At 33.6% G+C, this 15,494-nt stretch carries 16 protein-coding genes; 9 read left to right on the top strand and 7 right to left on the bottom strand.

Annotation, left to right across the window (positions count from 1 at the left end):
• The first annotated feature begins 151 nt into the window (after window positions 1-151).
• The 7 genes from ltrA (at window position 152) to MJ631_RS05970 (ending at window position 6,285) form a co-directional block, all read left to right on the top strand.
• Window positions 152-1,699: a group II intron reverse transcriptase/maturase gene (gene ltrA, locus MJ631_RS05940; protein WP_019236826.1), complete on the top strand. Its 1,548-nt coding sequence runs from the start codon at window positions 152-154 to the stop codon at window positions 1,697-1,699.
• On the top strand, window positions 1,696-1,857 hold the full coding sequence (locus tag MJ631_RS05945; RefSeq protein ID WP_012481963.1) for a hypothetical protein: 162 nt from the start codon (window positions 1,696-1,698) through the stop codon (window positions 1,855-1,857). Before ltrA ends, MJ631_RS05945 begins: the two co-directional genes overlap by 4 nt.
• An 18-nt stretch (window positions 1,858-1,875) precedes the next feature.
• Entirely contained in the window at window positions 1,876-2,511 is a 636-nt protein-coding gene (locus MJ631_RS05950; RefSeq protein ID WP_007302365.1) for an HdaA/DnaA family protein, read from the top strand.
• Between the two features lie 371 nt (window positions 2,512-2,882).
• Window positions 2,883-3,869, top strand: a complete 987-nt coding sequence (locus MJ631_RS05955; protein WP_007302367.1) for a site-specific tyrosine recombinase — start codon at window positions 2,883-2,885, stop codon at window positions 3,867-3,869.
• Window positions 3,870-3,925: 56 nt separating this feature from the next.
• Window positions 3,926-4,651, top strand: coding sequence for a lysophospholipid acyltransferase family protein (locus MJ631_RS05960; RefSeq protein WP_012481964.1), 726 nt, complete (start codon window positions 3,926-3,928; stop codon window positions 4,649-4,651).
• Between the two features lie 43 nt (window positions 4,652-4,694).
• A complete protein-coding gene (gene rpsT / locus MJ631_RS05965; RefSeq protein ID WP_007302369.1) occupies window positions 4,695-4,964 on the top strand; it encodes a 30S ribosomal protein S20 in 270 nt (89 codons plus the stop codon).
• A gap of 79 nt (window positions 4,965-5,043) precedes the next feature.
• Window positions 5,044-6,285 (top strand): citrate synthase, encoded by a 1,242-nt coding sequence (locus MJ631_RS05970; RefSeq protein WP_007302370.1) that lies wholly within the window; start codon window positions 5,044-5,046, stop codon window positions 6,283-6,285.
• Window positions 6,286-6,329: 44 nt separating this feature from the next.
• On the opposite strand, the gene MJ631_RS05975 is transcribed toward MJ631_RS05970, so the two are convergent.
• From MJ631_RS05975 to ruvA, 5 genes are all read right to left on the bottom strand, one after another.
• The gene (locus tag MJ631_RS05975) at window positions 6,330-7,787 is read right to left on the bottom strand and encodes a hypothetical protein (RefSeq protein ID WP_262986271.1); all 1,458 of its coding nucleotides are present in this window, start codon (window positions 7,785-7,787) and stop codon (window positions 6,330-6,332) included.
• Between the two features lie 29 nt (window positions 7,788-7,816).
• The gene (locus MJ631_RS05980) at window positions 7,817-7,999 is read right to left on the bottom strand and encodes a hypothetical protein (RefSeq protein WP_213863843.1); all 183 of its coding nucleotides are present in this window, start codon (window positions 7,997-7,999) and stop codon (window positions 7,817-7,819) included.
• 227 nt (window positions 8,000-8,226) lie between these two features.
• Window positions 8,227-9,462 carry a hypothetical protein gene (locus MJ631_RS05985; RefSeq protein ID WP_214303155.1) on the bottom strand — a complete coding sequence of 412 codons (1,236 nt, stop codon included), beginning with the start codon at window positions 9,460-9,462 and terminating at the stop codon, window positions 8,227-8,229.
• Between the two features lie 268 nt (window positions 9,463-9,730).
• On the bottom strand, window positions 9,731-10,720 hold the full coding sequence (ruvB, locus tag MJ631_RS05990; protein ID WP_052265003.1) for a Holliday junction branch migration DNA helicase RuvB: 990 nt from the start codon (window positions 10,718-10,720) through the stop codon (window positions 9,731-9,733).
• Window positions 10,717-11,289, bottom strand: coding sequence for a Holliday junction branch migration protein RuvA (ruvA, locus tag MJ631_RS05995; RefSeq protein ID WP_007302375.1), 573 nt, complete (start codon window positions 11,287-11,289; stop codon window positions 10,717-10,719). The genes ruvB and ruvA overlap by 4 nt, the downstream gene beginning before the upstream one ends.
• A 299-nt stretch (window positions 11,290-11,588) precedes the next feature.
• Here ruvA and MJ631_RS06000 point away from each other — a divergent pair, with 299 nt between their 5' ends.
• A complete protein-coding gene (locus MJ631_RS06000) occupies window positions 11,589-12,113 on the top strand; it encodes a c-type cytochrome (RefSeq protein WP_007302376.1) in 525 nt (174 codons plus the stop codon).
• A gap of 1 nt (window position 12,114) precedes the next feature.
• The gene (locus MJ631_RS06005; RefSeq protein ID WP_007302377.1) at window positions 12,115-12,870 is read left to right on the top strand and encodes an alpha/beta hydrolase; all 756 of its coding nucleotides are present in this window, start codon (window positions 12,115-12,117) and stop codon (window positions 12,868-12,870) included.
• Between the two features lie 42 nt (window positions 12,871-12,912).
• On the opposite strand, the gene MJ631_RS06010 is transcribed toward MJ631_RS06005, so the two are convergent.
• Both MJ631_RS06010 and MJ631_RS06015 read right to left on the bottom strand, forming a co-directional pair.
• A complete protein-coding gene (locus tag MJ631_RS06010; RefSeq protein WP_007302378.1) occupies window positions 12,913-14,826 on the bottom strand; it encodes an ATP-dependent helicase in 1,914 nt (637 codons plus the stop codon).
• Window positions 14,827-14,939: 113 nt separating this feature from the next.
• The gene (locus MJ631_RS06015; RefSeq protein ID WP_052265004.1) at window positions 14,940-15,365 is read right to left on the bottom strand and encodes a WD_0964 family protein; all 426 of its coding nucleotides are present in this window, start codon (window positions 15,363-15,365) and stop codon (window positions 14,940-14,942) included.
• Between the last annotated feature and the right edge of the window lie 129 nt (window positions 15,366-15,494).

Raw genomic sequence — 15,494 nt, forward strand, 5'->3', positions numbered from 1 at the left:
GAAGTGCAGGTAAAGGAGAATGGAGAAAGCGAATGCCATTTTGTAACGAAATGGATAGAATTTGTAACATTAATTCGCGTGAAAACGAGCAGACTTCCATTTGGTCCCTCGTGACAAGAAACTTTGTTAACCACTTAAGGTAGGAAAGCAGATGATTACAAGTAAACCTGTAAGTGCATCTACCGAAAGCTTTGAAGCATGGAAGCAATTGCCATGGAAGAAATGCCAGAAAGTTATTGTGAGGCTACAAAGACGTATTGTTAAGGCTGTCCAAGAAGGAAGATGGGGTAAGGTAAAAGCTTTACAACATCTTCTCACACGCTCTTTTAGCGGAAAAGCTTTGGCTGTTAAGAGAGTAACTGAAAACCAAGGAAAAACCACAGCAGGTGTAGATCGTCAACTATGGTCAACTTGCAATGCTAAATTTCAAGGAATAAAGCTGTTAAAACAAAGAGGATATAAACCTTCTCCGCTCAAACGAATTTATATCAGTAAATCTAATGGCAAAAGAAGGCCTCTCGGTATACCCACGATAAAAGATAGAGCGATGCAAGCATTATATCTGTTTGCTCTGGAACCGATAGCTGAAACGATCAGTGATCGTCACTCCTATGGCTTTAGACCTAAAAGATCCTGCGCGGATGCTATTGCTGCTTGTCACTTATTACTGGCAAGACGCAATCGACCACAATGGATACTAGAAGGTGATATCAAAGGGTGCTTTGACAACATTAACCATGAATGGCTTATGAAGCATATTCCTATGGAAAAGAAAATTCTTCATAGATGGTTAAAAGCTGGTTTCCTAGAATCGAAAACTCTGTATCCCACAACTGCTGGCACTCCGCAAGGAAGTATAATTTCTCCAATACTAGCTAACTTTACCTTAGATGGTCTTGAACAGTTATTAGAAAGTCGCTTTGGTAAATTAGGTAGCAAAAGAAGAGGAAAAATCAGAAGTGGAGTGAATGTAATCAGGTACGCAGACGACTTTATTATTTCAGGTTTCACACATGAAGTACTGGAAAAGGAAGTTAAGCCTTTAGTATCATCTTTTCTTCATGAGCGAGGTTTAATTCTGTCAGAAGAGAAGACAAAGATTACATCTATTACAACAGGGTTTGACTTTCTTGGTTGTAATGTACGTAGATATAATAAGAAGTTAATTATTAAACCTTCGAAAGAAAGTATTAAAAGACTTCTTAATAAAGCACGTACATTGATAAAAGCAAATATAGCGAACACTCAGGCTATAGTAATTAAGTCACTCAACTCTCTACTGAGAGGATGGGGAAATTACTATCACCATGTGTGTGCTAAAAAAGCGTTTAGAAAGATCGACAATGAAATTTGGCATAGTTTATGGAAATGGGCAAAGAAAAGACATCCTCGTAAAGGATTACGTTGGATAAAGAATCGTTACTTCAAAGTAATGGGTCAACGCCAATGGGTTTTTGCTGCACCCATATGCAAGAACAAACCAAAAGAGATACGGTATTTAAGACTGCTTAAGCTGATTGATATACCTATCAGACGACATGTTAAAATCAGAGCGGATGCAAATCCCCTTGACTTAAAATGGAAAAAGTATTTTGATGAGAGAGTGAAACGAACAAGAATGTTAGCAAGCTCCTTTTCAAGAGAAGGTTCTCTACTGTTGGTGTCACCATTAAGAATGATGTTTCCTGAGGAATCATGAAGGACAAGCCGGTTCTAGAAAAGAAGAACTTAGATAAGGGGCTCAAGCGTAGTGTGGGGAAACCTGCATGCTGCGTTTCTAAGGGAGGGGGTAGTAGTAATACTGCTTCCTTACCTGACCAAGTAAATTTTTATGCAAAAATTATTATCAAAAAGTAGTAATGTAAGAGGCTTTACGTGCAATTAAATTTATTTAACAATAATCAAGTTGATTATTGTTGGCAAAATTATATCACCTTAGATGAAAATAAGCACGTATATAACTCAATAGTTAATGATTTATCTTGGAAATGCCTGATTCTTTTTGGACCTAACAGCTCTGGGAAAACTCACCTTGCTCATATCTGGCAATCAAAAAACGATGCTATTTTCATTGATGTAAATAATTTTGTAAGCGAAATGAGGTACAGCGATGCGTTTATTTTAGAAGATGTACAAAACATTAAAGATGAGGAAATGTTGTTACATTGTTATAATTACATGAAAGAAAATGATAAGAGACTGCTAATTACTTCTTCGATTTTACCGAAAAAGCTTAACTTCAAACTAAAAGATTTAAGCTCGCGAATATTATCAACTATCAGCGTAAAAATTTTACCTGCAAGCGAAGAATTATTAAGAATTATGCTAATAAAACAATTTTCAGATAAACAGTTAAAAATTGATCTAAAGGTAATTGATTATATTCTAGCAAGAATAGAACGTTCTTTCCACAGCATTAATAAAGTTATAGAAAAAATAGATAATGAATCTATAGGATCAAATGTAACCATTCCTTTTATTAACACTTTATTAAAAAAAAGTGCAAATTGATTCCTTTTTTTGTAAGGTATTTATTACATATATTAAAAATTTATTAATACCCATACAATAATGAAGTTGAAATCACTATTTCTTTATGTTAAAATTATAATAAATACTATGATATAATAAGAATAAACAGACATAGCTAAGGGAAATTTTATACGATAGTAAAACTTACTTTACAGGATGTTTTTTATAGACTCAATGTGATAATTGAAATATGGTAAAAATAAGATCAAATTTAAAAAAAAGGTTAAAACAAAGGTTTGTAGTACTTACTTTATTGATAAATGCTTTGTTTATCTCATATTTTCTTATAAAAAACACAAAAAATACTTTCAATCAAATTATAGTCAAAGAAATAAATATAGGAGCTGATAATGAAAAATAAACAACCACAAAATAAAAAAGAGAATCTTTACATCACGTATTACATAGATGCTTTGGTTTCTGAAAAATCCTCTACACAAAATACTTTGGAAAGTTATCGTTCAGATTTACACCAACTTGAAAAATTTTTATTAGAAGGAGGCACTACCTTAGTTGGTGCAAGTAAAGCTAATATTAAAGATTATGTAAACTTTTTACGTACACAAAAGAAATATAAAACTAGTTCTATATCAAGAAAAATATCTGCTATCAAAAATTTCTATAAGTGCCTATTTAATGATGGAATAATAGATTTTAATCCAGCACCGGCTAATGATAATGAATTAAGAAATCCAAAGGTTTCCCGTCCTTTGCCTAAGTATTTAAGTGTTCAAGAAATATTTTTGCTCATGGAAACAGTAAAAAAATCAGCAAGCGGATCGAATAAAGAGATAAGCAGTAAAAGGCTATGTGCAATTTTAGATATTCTTTACTCTTCCGGGATGCGTGTTTCTGAACTAATTAATATGAAGTTATGTGAAGTATTACATTTAGTAAACGGTAATGGTAAAGAAGGCTATATAATAATAAAGGGAAAAAGTAGCAGAGAAAGGCAAATCCTTTTTAATGAGCAAGCATTGCAAAGTCTTAAAAATTATTTATCAATTCGTGACAATCTGCTTCCTAACAACAAAAAATCTGATTGGCTATTCCCAGGTGATAAACCTAATAAACCCATTACAAGGCAAAGAGTTGGTCAATTAATAAAGGAATTAGCAAGAAAGTGCGATATTGATGAAAATAAAATCTCTCCACATGTGATTAGGCATTCTCTTGCTACCCATCTACTGAATAGCGGAGCAAATATTGTGCTGATACAAAAAATTCTTGGCCATACTAATCTTTCTACAACACAAATATATACTCATATTGCTAATGAAAAGTTAAAGGACAAATTAGCTGATTCTCATCCTATTACTCAGATGATCAATAATTAAACTTATTGCTTTTAGTTTTGTAGTAAAGTTAAATTCAAATAAGTTTACGTGTGTTTGTGATTGCAAGTTTATTGTTTAATTTACTCCTTATATTATGGGAAGTATTCTATACTTTAATTACTCTCCCTGTAATTTTCTTTCCTGAGTGTGTAATAACCATTTTCCTTGTTTGCTCGGTGAGAGTTGTATTATTCATGTTGCGTTTATTATGTGGCATTAAATATGAAGTGAGGGGAATGGAAAACATTCCTAAGCAACCTTTTATAATTGCATCTAAACACCAATCTCCATTTGAAACATTTATTTTTATACTACTCTTTAGAAAAGCAGTTTTTATTTTAAAACGTGAATTGAAATGGATTCCATTCATTGGTTTACATCTTATAGCGCTGAAAATGATTTTTATTAACCGTTCAGATGGTATCAGTTCTATACGCCATATAATTAAACTAGCAAAAATGCATATAAAAGAAAATAGAAGCATAATAATATTTCCTGAAGGCACAAGAACGACTATAAACCAAAATATAAAATATCAATCGGGTATTGCTGCTTTATATAGCGTATTATCTGTTCCTGTGTTACCGATTGCTTTAAACACTGGTTTGTTTTGGCCAAAAAGCATACTTTCTCTGAGAAAGAATCCCGGAAAGGCGGTAATAGAAATATTACCTCCCATATATCCTGGGTTAAACAAAAATGAATTCTTGCAAAGTTTAGAAAAAATCATTGAAGAAAGAAGTAGTAGATTAATTGCAGAAAAAACTGATATTGCAAATTAACAAAAAAACTTTATAATTAAAAGAAAAGTACAGGTATTAATATATGGCAAATCATAAGAGTGCTAAAAAAATGATGAAGGTAATAGCAAAGCGTACTTTAGTAAATAAGATGCGAAAAAGCAAAACTCGTACTGCTATTAGAAGATTAGTTGATATAATCAAGTCTGGTGACAAAGAGAATGTTGTCTTGGCATTTCGGAATGCTGAATCCAATTTACACAAATGTGTAAATAAAGGTGTCATTCATAGGAATACTGCTGCACGTAAAATAAGTCGCTTAAATGCAAAAGTAAAAGCATTGATGACCGCTTAATACGGTTAATGTAAAGTTAACTGTATTAATATATACTTTTCAGTTTGTATATTCTGTATAAAATTAAGTAGCTCAAGTGATGGATAAAAAAGCATTATTGGAACTAAGTAATGGGTCAAAAATTGATCTGCCCGTATTAAGTGGAACAGTAGGTCCTGACGTGTTAAATATTAAGGATTTATATAAGACGACAGGATTATTCACTTATGATCCGGGGTTTGTTTCCACAGCTTCATGCTCTTCCACAATTACATTCATTGATGGAGATGAAGGAGTTCTTAAGTATAGGGGACATGATATAGCTGATTTGGCAGAGAATAATAGTTTTACTGCTGTGATTTATTTATTGCTCTATGGTGAACTACCCAGTTCAGAGCAACACAAAAAATTTCTTCTCAAAATACAAGAATCATCCAAAGTATCAGAGCAAGTTACAAATGTAATCAAAGCATTTCCAAAAACTGCTCACCCTATGTCGATTTTAGTTGCATGTTTTGCAAATTTGTCAGCATCTTACCATGAAACACATGGCAACAATGTCAATGGTGAAGATTTAGATTTTGGAATTTCTGCAATAGCACAAGTTCCTGCAATTGTTGCAATGATTTATAGACATATCAACAATCAGGAATTCACAAATGCTAATAATAAATTAAGTTATAGTGAGAATTTCTTAAATATGATATTTGGCAGTGCTGTTAATAATACCCTTTTTGTAAAAGCTCTGGATAAAATATTTACTCTCCATGCTGATCATGAACAGAATGCTTCTACAGCAGCTGTCAGATTGGTAGGGTCAGCTGGTTCTAATCTATTTGCAAGCCTGTCTGCAGGAGTTGCTACACTTTGGGGTCCAGCACACGGTGGAGCTAATGAGGCAGTTATAAATATGCTAAAAGAGATAGAGCAAAGTGGAGATGTAGATAGATTCATTGAGAAAGCTAAAGATGATAAAGATCCATTTAAGCTAATGGGATTTGGACATCGTGTTTATAAAAACTATGATCCGCGCGCGCTTATATTAAAGGATGCTTGTCATGAGATTTTAAGCAAACTAGAGCAAAACAATGAATTACTTGAAATTGCAAAAAAACTTGAAGAAATAGCTTTAAAGGATGAGTATTTTATTACACGTAAGTTGTATCCAAATGTTGATTTTTATTCAGGTATAATAATGAATGCTATCGGTATCCCTTCAAGTATGTTTACACCCATTTTTGCACTTGCAAGAACCACTGGTTGGGTTGCCCAGTGGTATGAAATGGTAAACGATAAAGAAACCAAGATTTGTAGGCCAAGGCAGCTCTACCTTGGCAAATAAACTTTCATTCACAATTCATCTTTGAATAGCCTAATTTCCTTTAGCTATAAAATACAACAAATTGATTTTTTATTAGTTGATGTCTGCTTTTTTGCAGAACATTGGTCAGGCTGTGATATAGAAGGTTGGTTAAATGTTGTTTCGGGCTTATTAAAAGAAGATCGTGCTGAAGAAGGGCCAAAGCCACTATCTTTAGCCGAAGCATCATCCCCACCTTTACCTTCACCATAGTAGTCGGGCCTAAGGAATTTGCTTGTGTTTCCATTATGTGATTTACCTATAACTGAATTCTTAGGTGAATCACCAAAACCACTATCTGCACTTGTATCTGCACTTGGTCCATCCGTCCCTACTTTTTCAGGAGGGACAAGAATTTGTGGTTTCATAGCTGGCACACGCGCAGGATCAATGGACAGTTTATAATCCTTGTTGATTACAGAGCTCTTTATGATCTTATCCATCACGCAGTAAGCAATGTCTGGGTTAGCAAAATCTATTCCGTACAATCCTTTACTATCACTATTCAATAGAGACTTCTGCGAAGTATAAGCTTCAACATTATTTAATACATCCATACCAAACATATTATTAACGTGATTCACTTCTTCTCTTGTTAAATATCTATTACCATTACTACCACTTACAATAGGAATTAAAACTGAATCTTCATCACCCCCTAAGTAAGAATTACGCACCATAAAATCAACTTGTATGTTTGCTTTACGAAACAAATCAGCTACTGTAAACTTCAGAATCTTATGTATTTTATCCTCGGTATTTGGAGTATCAAAACAACGGCATGTCAGAGATACTTTATGCTTTACTATGTCTTTAACAAGCTTAGGATTATCAAAAATGCTTTTCTTTAGATATACATAATTTCCTTTCTCTTCTAAAAAATCCTTAGTTTTTTTAGGACCATTTTCATGACCTTTTATTCTCGATGAAAGCAAATCTACAAAAGAACGTTGCAAATTTCTATCAACACACTCCGCACCATATAGATAAGATCCCTTATCAAAGACTTCATCAATTATATTATAATCTACATGATTTTCTATCTCCTCCTCTATATCATCTGATAGATCCTCACAACCTAGTTCCGATTTTTTGTCTTCTTTTTCTTGCTCTTTAATAAGATCTGTTGTAAATCGCGCAAGTTCATTAGCTAGCAAAAACTTTAGATTAGAAACCACCTCTTTTCTCATTGGCACCAAAAATTTATTACCTACAGTCGATTTTCCTTGATCAAAGTTAAAAGGAAAAAACTTTGTATAAAAATTATCATCAAGAATACTTTCATCCGGACAAAATCTTTTTACTACTTTTTCTCTCATACTTTTCAAGTACCCCTTGCACTGATCAATAGTCATATTATTATCAAACGAGATAACAATATGATCATCCTTTACAGTACAATTAGTAAAAACATCATCACTAAAACGAAGAATACTATTAAATGCTTTTACTAATTCTCGATTTATTTCACTTTTATTAGGCATAACGCCACCTCTCTAATTAATCAACATAATTACTTACCACTCCTACTGGTGCCCTGACCACTAGATTGATTTTTCTTTCTTTCCTCTTCACGTCTAATCATGTCTCTAAAATCATCTATTTTCTTTGGATCTATTTTGCTCAGATCAACCCTTCCTCCTCCTGGAGCAGTATTATCAAATACTCTTTTGCCTGAACCATTGTTACCATGCATATCAACCTCTAAATTAAATTATTATGTAATGAGTATATTAAGAATCAATTATCAGCACAAGCAGTTTTTTAACATAAATTTTATTCACCATTTTTATACTCCTGGATTCCAGACTGGGATGACAAGAGAGAGAGCTACTTAGATGACATTCCGCCATGTCATTCCAGCACTTGATGCTGGAATCCAGATAAAAAACCAGTCTGAAATGAAAAAAAGAGAGAGAACCTTTACACACCTCTCTCTTTGACTGAAGAAGCATGGTTTTCAACTCTCACATCATCAGTTAATCCTCCTGGCAATTCCACAGCAGCATTAGACTTTTGCTGACCACTAAGCTTTCTCTCGCAGGAAGATTTATTTAGCTTTTCTTTCTTTGTTTCCATTGTATCAACACGACATTTTTGTCTTTTAACTCTCCTGTGTTCCTTTCGCTCTGGAGCGGGTGGACAGACAGCTAATTTTGGTTTTTCATTTTTCTCTTCTTTTGCTTCTTTCTTTTCTTTATTCATTTTTTCCAGTTTTTGTACTTCACTATTTTTGTGACTTATAACAGGTTTAGGTAGAGTGTCTACTAATTTTTCTATAGGCTTTGGTAAAATAGCACGTTCTTGCTTATTCAGAGTGATTGGCATTGGAACTTGAGATGAAAAATTAAATAGGGAAATTGGTGTGATTTCATTCACTTTTGTTTCTATTTCTTGACGAACTTCTTTTGATTCTGTTTTTTCTGCTTTTTTGTCTCTTTTTTCCTCAGTTACATCTTGCTCTACTACTGCTGCTAAATCAACTGCAAAAATTTCTGCAAACATTGCAATGACTGAGCCCACGAGAAAAGTTTGAAGCTTCAATTTTAAATTTTGCAACGCTTGCAAACGTTCGAGTATTGCTATTTCTTCTTCAGGAGATAACTCACCGCTGAGTAATTTCTCCTGCAATTCTTTTATCTCTTTGTCTAGCCTTTTATCCCAACTTAAATCTAAATCTTTTTTGAAGATCTTTTTAACTAATTCCTTAAGCTTATCACGCAAAAACTTAATTATCGAAAGAAGCAGATTTTTCTCTTTCTTCTCCTTGAGCATTTTGTAGACTTTCGGATCTACATTTACTTCAAAAAGATTAAAGAGGGATTCAAAGAAATTTGCGAATACCCCTTGATTATCATCAGTAAAGTAATCCTCATTATCTTGTATCTGTAGCTCTACTTGAGATAATGTTTCATCAATGCAACTCGCAGCCTGACGCTCAAGCTCTATTCTCTTGAGCTCAGCTTTCCTAGCAAGCTCCTCCATGAATCCTTTTAATTCATTGAGCTTCTGCTCTGCAGAGAGATCTTGCTCTCTGATTCGATTAATGTAGATTGAGCTACCGTCCTCTTCGTTGTTATTGATTAAAAAATTTTTCATTGCTTTTTCTCCATTAATTGAATTACTGTTTCTATAATTGTTTAGAAGGCTTTTTACCATTTTATCTTAAGTCTATAAAATACAATAACTCAATCTTACAATATGAAGTATTTAATAAGTATTAATCTTAAAAAATATCAATAAATTATTGATATTTTTACATTCATACTATATACAGCCTAGCATATATTACGTAATTTTTCAAGAACATATTCACTATAACAGAAGACTTTCTTATTTGCCTCTAAAACACCTGCAAATCATATAATAAAAGAATATTATAATGTTTAATGTAATACTATACAATGTTATAAAATATAGTATAATACTAGCATACCACTGAATTAATGCTGAGATATTCCCTTGCTTGATCAGTTAAAACACGTCCTCTTGGTGTGCGCTTTACAAAACTGACCTTGATTAAATAAGGTTCTACTGTTTCTTCAATATTGCCAACATCTTCAGATAGTGCAATAGATATGGTGTCAATTCCAACAGGTCCTGAGGTGTTAAACAAAAATCTCAGATAATCCATATCTAATTTATTTAGTCCCATTTTATCTATACCCAATTTTGATAGTGCAGAACCGGCAATTTCACAGGTAATTTTTTTATCATCTTTTACTTCAACAAAATCTCTTATTCTTCTGAGTAATCTCAAAGCAATTCTTGGAGTACCACGGGCGCGGCAGGCAATTTCCTGCACAGCATCCTTTTCGATTTCAGCACAAAGAACTCTTGCACCTCTTTTGATAATATCAATCAGTTCCTCAAAAGAATAAAACTCAAGATGCAGGGGAATACCAAAACGATCCCTCAGCGGTGCAGAAAGCAGTCCAAGCCGTGTTGTTGCCCCAATCAGTGTAAATGGTGGTAAATCTATTCTTAAAGTTCTGGTAGATGGGCCCTCACCTACTAGTATATCTAGGCAAAAATCTTCCATAGCAGTATATAAAACTTCCTCAATGCTACGATTTAATCTATGGATCTCATCGATAAATAGAACATCTTTTGCATTTAAAGTAGTGAGCACTGCAGCTAAGTCCCCAGCTTTACTAAGCAATGGACCAGAAGTTGCACGAAAGCTAACCCTTAACTCCTTAGAGACAATTTGTGCTAAAGTTGTTTTACCAAGCCCTGGAGGACCATAGAGCAATACGTGATCCAAAGCTTCAGCTCTCGTCTGTGCAGCATTTATAAACACTTTTAAATTTTGTATTAAGTCTTTTTGCCCGACAAAATCATCAAGTTGCTCAGGCCGGATATTTAAATTACGTACATCTTCAGAGTATTCCTTACTACATGATATTGACTTCATATTGTTTTAAGCGCCATACGAATAATATCTTTAGTGTCCAAGTTTGGTGATTCATCTTCTATTTTTTTTATTGTATCATAAGCTTTTGTTCTTTCATATCCAAGATTGATCAAAGCTGAAAGAGCATCTTCACTAATTGAGTGAAAATGATTGTTATTTATCTCTAATTTACTTACTTTGCCATTCAGCTCAGTAATAATTCGATTTATGAGTTTCAGGCCAAGTCCACTCACCTTAAGTGCTAGTTTATCCTCATTTATAATTGCCAAAAACAGTTGCTCTGGAGTTAATTTGCTCAAAATTGACATTGCGGTTTTATAGCTGACACCGCTCACTTTAACTAATAAACGCAGACACTGCTGTTCTTCTTTACTTATAAAGCCATATAGCTGAGTAACGTTTTCTCTGCTATTTGCATAAGTGTCGATAAGTAATTTTACTCTACTTCCAATCGAACAAGCACTTAAAGTTTTGGCTGAAAGATATACTATGTAGCCAACATCATTCACATTCAGGATTATGTGATCGCTACACACCTCATCAACTATTCCTCTTAGATTTCCTATCATTTCTAGTACTTTATAAAATTCAGTTTAAATGCTCCTGAATCTTAGGTCAAGCAAACGAACATTATAGAAGTAGTTCCAGTTTCAATCATTGCAGACAAGTTTGCAGGAAATCTATTTTAATATGTTATTCCAGATCATTATGTAATTGAACCACAAGTTACTCCGATAGAAATAGAATTGCAGTCTCCTAACTTAGCTAAGTAATAGAAATTTCTATCTTTGGTGAAATAAAGGTAATTGTTTACTGTTTGCGAAAATATTTGCATAATTTAAGTAACATTACTTGATAAGAATTAACTATGGAGCTTAATAAGATTGCAGCATCGATTTTACTTTCTGGATTAATAATTATGATAGTTAGTAATGTAGTTGATATGCTCTACAACCCAGAGGATTATAAAATTGAACACCAAACAATAGTAGCAGCCAGCAATGAGCCTCAACAAAAGATTGAACAAGTGGCACTTGATATTGGAGAGCTCATGCAGAATGCTAGCTTTGAAAAAGGCAAGTCAGCAGCAAAAAAATGTATAGCTTGTCATAGTTTTGAGAAAGGTGGAATGAATAAAGTGGGGCCAAACTTATGGAACGTGGTTGGAAATAAAAAGGCCCATCTTGGCAGCTCATTCAATTACTCAAAAGCACTACTTGAAAAAGGTGGGAAATGGGAGTATGAGGAGTTATTTGCTTTTTTAAAAAATCCAAAAGCCTACATAAAAGGTACACGTATGGCATTTGCAGGCATTTCCAATCCACAAGAGATTGCAGATCTAGTCAGCTATTTGCGTTCGATGAGCGATAGTCCGGTTGCCTTGCCAAAGTAGTATGAATTATTGTAAATTACTCGATGGAAGTAATGGCCATATAGCATATCGAAAGCTACAAGGAAAGAAGGCTTCTATAGTTTTTTTTAGTGGTTTTGCATCCAATATGGATGGAACTAAAGCAACTGCCGTTTACAAATTTTGCCAAGAAAATGATATAGCACTTGTGCTCTTTGATTATTTTGGCCATGGTAATTCAAGCGGTGATTTTGCTGATTATACAATAAGTGATTGGCAAAAAAATTGTGCTAAAGTGATAAGTGAATTAACTAGCAATAAACAAATAATTATAGGTTCAAGTATGGGAGGATGGCTGATGCTGCTCACTGCTCTTCAATTTCCAGAAAAAATTGCAGCATTAATCGGCATATCGTCTGCTCCTGATTTTACTGAAGATTTGATATTCAAGCAATTGTCAGGCAAGCAAAAAGAAGAACTAGGTTCTAAAGGTGTAATAGATTTTACTTCGGAGCATTGTGCATACAAAATAACTAAAAATCTGATCGAAGACGGTAGAAAGAACCTTCTTTTAAACAGAGAAGCAATAGATATAAACTGTCCTGTGCGCTTATTGCATAGCATTAATGATAAAGATGTTCCTTATCAAACTTCATTGAATTTAGCTGAAAAAATTAAGTCAACAGACGTTGAAGTACACTTAATAAAATCAGCAGAACACAACATGTCTGATAATCATTCACTGAAAATTTTATTTAAGACCATCAGAGAATTTTTGCCAGGAGAAATATATAATTGAAGTAATTCAGATGTGTTTGTCGTAAGAGCTGCAGTTATAGCTTCAACAGTAGGCACTATTCTTGATCACCTCAACATTTTCTCTTGGCAATTCTTTAATAAATCGAGAAGTGCTCATTGGTTGCCACTGATTATTAATTTCCCTCCTATCTGCACATGAAATGATCAACCTTTCTTTTGCTCTAGTTATGCCAACATATGCAAGTCTTCTCTCTTCTTCCAAAGCTTTACCACTTTTATCTTCAAAAGATCTTTGATGAGGAAATAATCCTTCTTCCCAACCAGGTAAAAACACGCACGGGAATTCAAGCCCTTTAGCCGCATGAAGAGTCATAACATATACAGTGTCATCGCTATTCATATTATCCACTTCCATCACCAAACTAATATGCTCCAAGAAGGTTATAGTGCTGTCAAAATTCTTCAAAGATGAAATGAGCTCTTTAACATTTTCTATTCGCGCTAAACCCGTCACTCCTTCATTCTCAAGCATTTCCATATATCCTGATTGATTTGCTACGATTTTAACAAATTCATGCAGTGGTTTTACGCTTACTATTTCTTCCCAAGCTTTAATTTTATTTAAAAAATCATTTAGTGAGAGTTTAATTCTTTCGGTTACTTGATCACTATTAACCAATATTTTTGCTGCCTCAAAAAAAGAAATTTTGTTATCCTGAGCAGTCGTGTATATTTTCTTTAGAGTTGTAGCTCCTATGCTTCTTTTTGGACGATTTACGATCCTTTCAAAAGCGAGATCATCATTATTATTTGTAACAAGCCTCAAATATGCAATTATATCCCTTACTTCTTGACGTTCGTAGAATTTTACGCCACTTATAATCTTATAGGGAATTGAATATTTTATAAAATACTCTTCGAGAACTCTAGTTTGAAAAGTAGCCCTGACGAGCACTGCAATATCACTAAATCTGTATTTATTGAGTTTTAATATCTGTTCGCTTATGAACCTTGCTTCAGCCTTTCCGTCCCACAATTTGATTAGATTTACCTTTTCGCCTTCAATGTTTGTTGTCCACAATTTTTTTTCTAAGCGAGTCTTATTGTGATTGATCACATATGATGCAGTTGCAATTATGTGGGATGTTGACCTGTAGTTACACTCCAGTTTAACGGTTTTTGCATTTTTAAAATCATCGGAAAATTTCAAAATATTTTCAACTTCTGCACCACGCCAACTGTATATCGACTGGTCATCATCTCCTACACAGCAAATATTTGAATGCTCTTTTGCAAGGTATTTTAGCCAAAGATATTGTATTGCATTTGTATCTTGATACTCATCTACCATGACATACTTAAACTTGTTTTGGTAGTAGGACAGAACCTCGGTCTTTTTATTAAAAAGTTGTATGTTATATAACAATAAGTCACCAAAATCAACAGAGTTAAGGAATTTTAACCTTTCCTGATACTGGTAATAGACTTTAAGTGCAGTTACGTAAACTGGCCTAAATGATTGAACATCTTCCACTTCAGACGGCAATAAGCACTTCTCTTTCCATTGCTGAATAATATTCATAATGGTCTTATATTTTTCTGATAGGTAATCAGGATTTATTTCATTGATAATATTTTTTATTACCTGTAATTGGTCATCCACACCAATGATTGTAAAATTGGGGTTTAAGCCCACAATTTCTGCGTGCATGCGCAAAATTTTTGCTGCAATTGCATGGAAAGTGCCAAGCCATGGTATGTTTGTGCCCGTTAGCTCAAGTACCCTTGATACCATCTCATTTGCTGCTTTATTTGTAAATGTAACTGCTAATATCTCATCAGAATAAGCGTGACCGTTTCTAATTATGTGTGCTATTCTTGAAGTAATCGTTCTTGTTTTTCCGGTTCCGGCTCCTGCCAGTATCAAAACTGGCCCATTTATGTTAGTTACAGCTAATTGCTGTTCTGGATTTAACAGTGAGAGATAATCGTTCATTGAAGCTCTATAGATTATAACTTTATAAAGTTAAACCTATGATCCAAATATTGTAAAGGTCTTATTGAACATAACATTCAACTCATTCAAGTACTAGATATTTAAGCGTAGATCTATCTTGTTGGGGTAGCTTCAAGTGTATGGTGAGTAACAACAACTTGATTTGAGATATTGGCATCAAAACTTCTGCTTGTTTGATGAATAGGTGGAGTTTGAAATGGCTTAGGCTTACGATTCAGTTCCTTCATCTTTATTTCCTCAGCTTTAATAGGAAGTTTTTCTGGAACATAGAAGTTATGAATTTCAGCTCGTTCAGTGAAATTTTCATATGTTGCTTTCAACCAAGCTCCAATATCATATATAAAACCATATGCTTTTTCTTTAAATTCTATCAATGATCTACTGAAACTTGCTAATGTGTTATTAAAGTAAATTGTCATATAGTCTCTTGTGGTGTATTGATAACCTTCTCCATTTAATCTGCTATTTTGTGCGTTAGAACTATTGTTGCTTTTGAAGTAACCAAATATGTTGTACATTTTGAGCTACCGCTGACTATTAATATACATACATTATATATTAATAAATCAAGATTGTCAAGAGTGTTTATTGCATTACTGAGGAGTTGAAGCTTGTAGTACGATATTTTCAAATCTTTAATATAGTAT

The organism is Wolbachia endosymbiont of Oryzaephilus surinamensis (genome assembly GCF_025617515.1).
Classification (GTDB): Bacteria; Pseudomonadota; Alphaproteobacteria; order Rickettsiales; family Anaplasmataceae; genus Wolbachia.

What these genes read in the sequence shown, in the direction of transcription:
- ltrA (WP_019236826.1), top strand. Translation starts at nt 152, where the DNA reads ATGATTACAAGTAAACCTGTAAGTGCATCTACCGAAAGCTTTGAAGCA.
- MJ631_RS05945 (WP_012481963.1), top strand. Translation starts at nt 1,696, where the DNA reads ATGAAGGACAAGCCGGTTCTAGAAAAGAAGAACTTAGATAAGGGGCTC.
- MJ631_RS05955 (WP_007302367.1), top strand. Translation starts at nt 2,883, where the DNA reads ATGAAAAATAAACAACCACAAAATAAAAAAGAGAATCTTTACATCACG.
- rpsT (WP_007302369.1), top strand. Translation starts at nt 4,695, where the DNA reads ATGGCAAATCATAAGAGTGCTAAAAAAATGATGAAGGTAATAGCAAAG.
- MJ631_RS05970 (WP_007302370.1), top strand. Translation starts at nt 5,044, where the DNA reads ATGGATAAAAAAGCATTATTGGAACTAAGTAATGGGTCAAAAATTGAT.
- MJ631_RS05975 (WP_262986271.1), bottom strand. Translation starts at nt 7,787, where the DNA reads ATGCCTAATAAAAGTGAAATAAATCGAGAATTAGTAAAAGCATTTAAT.
- MJ631_RS05980 (WP_213863843.1), bottom strand. Translation starts at nt 7,999, where the DNA reads ATGCATGGTAACAATGGTTCAGGCAAAAGAGTATTTGATAATACTGCT.
- MJ631_RS05985 (WP_214303155.1), bottom strand. Translation starts at nt 9,462, where the DNA reads ATGGTAAAAAGCCTTCTAAACAATTATAGAAACAGTAATTCAATTAAT.
- ruvB (WP_052265003.1), bottom strand. Translation starts at nt 10,720, where the DNA reads ATGAAGTCAATATCATGTAGTAAGGAATACTCTGAAGATGTACGTAAT.
- ruvA (WP_007302375.1), bottom strand. Translation starts at nt 11,289, where the DNA reads ATGATAGGAAATCTAAGAGGAATAGTTGATGAGGTGTGTAGCGATCAC.
- MJ631_RS06000 (WP_007302376.1), top strand. Translation starts at nt 11,589, where the DNA reads ATGGAGCTTAATAAGATTGCAGCATCGATTTTACTTTCTGGATTAATA.
- MJ631_RS06005 (WP_007302377.1), top strand. Translation starts at nt 12,115, where the DNA reads ATGAATTATTGTAAATTACTCGATGGAAGTAATGGCCATATAGCATAT.
- MJ631_RS06010 (WP_007302378.1), bottom strand. Translation starts at nt 14,826, where the DNA reads ATGAACGATTATCTCTCACTGTTAAATCCAGAACAGCAATTAGCTGTA.
- MJ631_RS06015 (WP_052265004.1), bottom strand. Translation starts at nt 15,365, where the DNA reads ATGTACAACATATTTGGTTACTTCAAAAGCAACAATAGTTCTAACGCA.